General features: G+C 53.4%; 2 tRNA genes and 3 rRNA genes. All 5 read right to left on the bottom strand.

From position 1 onward, the window contains the following. Positions 1–34: 34 nt before the first annotated feature. Positions 35–148 (bottom strand): 5S ribosomal RNA (gene rrf, locus NCR98_RS33085). A 117-nt stretch (positions 149–265) separates the two neighbouring features. Next, positions 266–3,146, bottom strand: a 23S ribosomal RNA gene (locus NCR98_RS33080). 304 nt (positions 3,147–3,450) lie between these two features. After that, positions 3,451–3,526, bottom strand: a tRNA-Ala gene (locus NCR98_RS33075). 56 nt (positions 3,527–3,582) lie between these two features. Further along, positions 3,583–3,659, bottom strand: a tRNA-Ile gene (locus NCR98_RS33070). A gap of 64 nt (positions 3,660–3,723) precedes the next feature. Beyond that, positions 3,724–5,256 (bottom strand): 16S ribosomal RNA (locus NCR98_RS33065). Together the 16S, 23S and 5S rRNA genes with 2 tRNA genes alongside form the textbook arrangement of a ribosomal RNA operon. Positions 5,257–5,418 lie beyond the last annotated feature (162 nt).

Genomic DNA, 5,418 nt, shown 5'->3' with positions numbered 1-5,418 from the left:
GTTTGGGGGTGGGGTTTTTGTTGCTGCATGAGGAGCCTGACGATTACCTACTTTCACACGGGAGATCCGCACTATCATCGGCGTGGAGTCGTTTCACGGTCCTGTTCGGGATGGGAAGGGGTGGTACCAACTCGCTGTGGTCATCAGGCATGACTTGTTGTCGTGCGCCGGGTGGGCACACAACCAATCCGGGAAGAAGCAGTAAATGTTGGGTGGCGATTGTCGCACACGCATAACTCGCCAGTGGTTCAAACACACTGGTTATAGGATCAAGCCTTACGGGCAATTAGTATCAGTTAGCTCAATGCATTACTGCACTTACACACCTGACCTATCAACGTCCTGGTCTAGAACGACCCTTCAAGGGGCTCGAAGCCCCGGGGATATCTCATCTTAAGGCGAGTTTCCCGCTTAGATGCTTTCAGCGGTTATCTCTTCCGAACATAGCTACCCGGCGATGCCACTGGCGTGACAACCGGTACACCAGAGGTTCGTCCACTCCGGTCCTCTCGTACTAGGAGCAGCCCCCTTCAAATATCCAACGCCCACGGCAGATAGGGACCAAACTGTCTCACGACGTTTTAAACCCAGCTCACGTACCTCTTTAAATGGCGAACAGCCATACCCTTGGGACCGGCTACAGCCCCAGGATGAGATGAGCCGACATCGAGGTGCCAAACACCGCCGTCGATATGAACTCTTGGGCGGTATCAGCCTGTTATCCCCAGAGTACCTTTTATCCGTTGAGCGATGGCCCTTCCATACAGAACCACCGGATCACTATGACCTGCTTTCGCACCTGCTCGACTTGTCGGTCTCGCAGTTAAGCACGCTTATGCCATTGCACTATCAGCACGATTTCCGACCGTACCTAGCGTACCTTCGTACTCCTCCGTTACACTTTGGGAGGAGACCGCCCCAGTCAAACTGCCTACCATGCACTGTCCCCGATCCAGATCATGGACCAAGGTTAGAACCTCAAACAAACCAGGGTGGTATTTCAAGGACGGCTCCACCGAAACTAGCGTTCCGGTTTCATAGCCTCCCACCTATCCTACACAGATCGGTTCAAAGTCCAATGCAAAGCTACAGTAAAGGTTCATGGGGTCTTTCCGTCTAGCCGCGGGGAGATTGCATCATCACAAACACTTCAACTTCGCTGAGTCTCGGGAGGAGACAGTGTGGCCATCGTTACGCCATTCGTGCAGGTCGGAACTTACCCGACAAGGAATTTCGCTACCTTAGGACCGTTATAGTTACGGCCGCCGTTTACCGGGACTTCAATCAAGAGCTTGCACCCCATCATTTAATCTTCCGGCACCGGGCAGGCGTCACACCCTATACGTCCACTTTCGTGTTTGCAGAGTGCTGTGTTTTTATTAAACAGTCGCAGCCACCAGTTTATTGCAACCTCTTCACCCTTCCAGCGCAGGCTGGTTAAGCTACAGAGGCGTACCTTATCCCGAAGTTACGGTACCAATTTGCCGAGTTCCTTCTCCCGAGTTCTCTCAAGCGCCTTAGAATACTCATCTCGCCCACCTGTGTCGGTTTGCGGTACGGTCACTATTAGACTGAAGCTTAGAGGCTTTTCTTGGAACCACTTCCAATTGCTTCGCTTCCGAGGAAGCTCGCGCCACACCCTTGAATTATGTGCCCGGATTTGCCTGAGCACCTTCTCCAATGCAGCGACCGGGACGTCCAACACCCGGACAACCTTCCGCGATCCGTCCCCCCATCGCATCTAACAATGGTGCAGGAATATTGACCTGCTTCCCATCAGCTACGCATTTCTGCCTCGCCTTAGGGGCCGACTCACCCTACGCCGATGAACGTTGCGTAGGAAACCTTGGGCTTACGGCGAGGGGGCTTTTCACCCCCTTTATCGCTACTCATGTCAGCATTCGCACTTCCGATACCTCCAGCACGCTTTTCAACGCACCTTCGCAGGCTTACGGAACGCTCTCCTACCATGCATATAAATATGCATCCGCAGCTTCGGTGACTGGCTTGAGCCCCGTTACATCTTCCGCGCAGGACGACTCGATCAGTGAGCTATTACGCTTTCTTTAAAGGGTGGCTGCTTCTAAGCCAACCTCCTGACTGTTTTTGCCTTCCCACTTCGTTTCCCACTTAGCCAATCTTTGGGACCTTAGCTGGCGGTCTGGGTTGTTTCCCTCTTGACACCGGACGTTAGCACCCGATGTCTGTCTCCCGTGATTGCACTCTTCGGTATTCGGAGTTTGCTATGGCGTAGTAATCCGCAATGGACCCCACAACCATGACAGTGCTCTACCCCCGAAGGTGATACACGAGGCACTACCTAAATAGTTTTCGGAGAGAACCAGCTATTTCCAAGTTTGTTTAGCCTTTCACCCCTATCCACAGCTCATCCCCTAACTTTTCAACGTTAGTGGGTTCGGTCCTCCAGTACGTGTTACCGCACCTTCAACCTGGCCATGGATAGATCACTTGGTTTCGGGTCTACGCCCAGCAACTGATCGCCCTATTCGGACTCGCTTTCGCTACGCCTGCCTTAATCAGTTAAGCTCGCTACTGAACGTAAGTCGCTGACCCATTATACAAAAGGTACGCCGTCACCCCTTACGAGGCTCCGACTGTTTGTATGCATGCGGTTTCAGGATCTATTTCACTCCCCTCCCGGGGTTCTTTTCGCCTTTCCCTCACGGTACTGGTTCACTATCGGTCGATCACGAGTATTTAGCCTTGGAGGATGGTCCCCCCATCTTCAGACAGGATTTCACGTGTCCCGCCCTACTTGTCGTACCCCTAGTTCTTCCACGCTGTTTTCGCTTACAGGGCTATCACCTGCTATGGCCGCACTTTCCAGAGCGTTCAGCTAACAACACAGATAAAGAGTACAGGCTGATCCCATTTCGCTCGCCACTACTCTGGGAATCTCGGTTGATTTCTTTTCCTGCGGTTACTTAGATGTTTCAGTTCACCGCGTTCGCTTCACTAAGCCTATGGATTCAGCTTAGGATGACCCATTCGGGCCGGGTTTCCCCATTCGGATATCGGTGGATCAAAGCTCGTTTGCCAGCTCCCCACCGCTTTTCGCAGGCTACCGCGTCCTTCATCGCCTGTGATCGCCAAGGCATCCACCACATGCACTTGTTCGCTTGACCCTATAACGAGTGTGTCTGCCAGCATTGCTGCCTTTAAGCCCACCGTCATAGGTTGAGTATTCGCGTTGTGCCGTATTCCAAAGCAATCTTTCGATCACCTTTTCATACTTGATACAATCACAACCCTGATTACCCTACTCACACCCATCTCTAAGTGCTTTCGAATAATCTCTTTACTACTTCTTCCAGATTGTTAAAGAACGACAGCCGATAGCGTGATCAATTCAATCACCTACCCGCGCTGACTGGCTCAATCGCCAATGCGCAACGTTGAACCCCGCGTTCAGCGCTGTGCATTGAGGATTGGTGGAGGATGACGGGATCGAACCGACGACCCCCTGCTTGCAAAGCAGGTGCTCTCCCAGCTGAGCTAATCCCCCCGTGTGTGCCTGACTCAGTCTGCTCGCTTGGTCGTTTCAAGCACCGCTTGCCCGGGTGGTGGGTCTGGTTGGATTCGAACCAACGACCCCCGCCTTATCAAGACGGTGCTCTAACCGACTGAGCTACAGACCCTTAGCCTGTCTTTCTGACAGCCGATAAGCGTGAACACTTGAGTGGGCGAGCGTTTAAGCTCGAGAAAGGAGGTGATCCAGCCGCACCTTCCGATACGGCTACCTTGTTACGACTTCACCCCAGTCATGAATCCTACCGTGGTGACCGTCCTCCTTGCGGTTAGACTAGCCACTTCTGGTAAAACCCACTCCCATGGTGTGACGGGCGGTGTGTACAAGACCCGGGAACGTATTCACCGCGGCATGCTGATCCGCGATTACTAGCGATTCCAGCTTCACGCAGTCGAGTTGCAGACTGCGATCCGGACTACGATCGGTTTTCTGGGATTGGCTCCACCTCGCGGCTTGGCAACCCTCTGTTCCGACCATTGTATGACGTGTGAAGCCCTACCCATAAGGGCCATGAGGACTTGACGTCATCCCCACCTTCCTCCGGTTTGTCACCGGCAGTCTCCCTAGAGTGCTCTTGCGTAGCAACTAAGGACAAGGGTTGCGCTCGTTGCGGGACTTAACCCAACATCTCACGACACGAGCTGACGACAGCCATGCAGCACCTGTGCGACGATTCTCTTTCGAGCACCCCAGACTCTCACCCGGGTTTCGTCCATGTCAAGGGTAGGTAAGGTTTTTCGCGTTGCATCGAATTAATCCACATCATCCACCGCTTGTGCGGGTCCCCGTCAATTCCTTTGAGTTTTAATCTTGCGACCGTACTCCCCAGGCGGTCAACTTCACGCGTTAGCTACGTTACTAAGGAAATGAATCCCCAACAACTAGTTGACATCGTTTAGGGCGTGGACTACCAGGGTATCTAATCCTGTTTGCTCCCCACGCTTTCGTGCATGAGCGTCAGTATTGGCCCAGGGGGCTGCCTTCGCCATCGGTATTCCTCCACATCTCTACGCATTTCACTGCTACACGTGGAATTCTACCCCCCTCTGCCATACTCTAGCCTGCCAGTCACCAATGCAGTTCCCAGGTTAAGCCCGGGGATTTCACATCGGTCTTAACAGACCGCCTGCGCACGCTTTACGCCCAGTAATTCCGATTAACGCTCGCACCCTACGTATTACCGCGGCTGCTGGCACGTAGTTAGCCGGTGCTTATTCTTCCGGTACCGTCATCCCCACCCGGTATTAACAGGCAGGTTTTCTTTCCGGACAAAAGTGCTTTACAACCCGAAGGCCTTCTTCACACACGCGGCATTGCTGGATCAGGGTTGCCCCCATTGTCCAAAATTCCCCACTGCTGCCTCCCGTAGGAGTCTGGGCCGTGTCTCAGTCCCAGTGTGGCTGGTCGTCCTCTCAGACCAGCTACAGATCGTCGCCTTGGTAGGCCTTTACCCCACCAACTAGCTAATCTGCCATCGGCCGCCCCTATAGCGCGAGGTCCCGAAGGATCCCCCGCTTTCTTCCGTAGATCGTATGCGGTATTAATCCGGCTTTCGCCGGGCTATCCCCCACTACAGGACACGTTCCGATGTATTACTCACCCGTTCGCCACTCGCCACCAGGGTTGCCCCCGTGCTGCCGTTCGACTTGCATGTGTAAGGCATGCCGCCAGCGTTCAATCTGAGCCAGGATCAAACTCTTCAGTTCAATGCCTGTTACTGTTTTCGGTTGTTTTACCAACCGGTCGCTCACTCAACGTACTGACGATGATCAATCCGTCTTTCGACAGATAAACCTTCCTCTAATACTGTGTGAGACTTGATAACTTTCGCTAAACGTCCCAACCCCGAAAGGTCAGAACCGCTCGCG

This window comes from Caballeronia sp. GAWG2-1 (genome assembly GCF_023631405.1).
In the GTDB taxonomy this organism is placed as follows: Bacteria; Pseudomonadota; Gammaproteobacteria; order Burkholderiales; family Burkholderiaceae; genus Caballeronia.
This window is presented reverse-complemented; position numbering and strand designations above follow the sequence as displayed.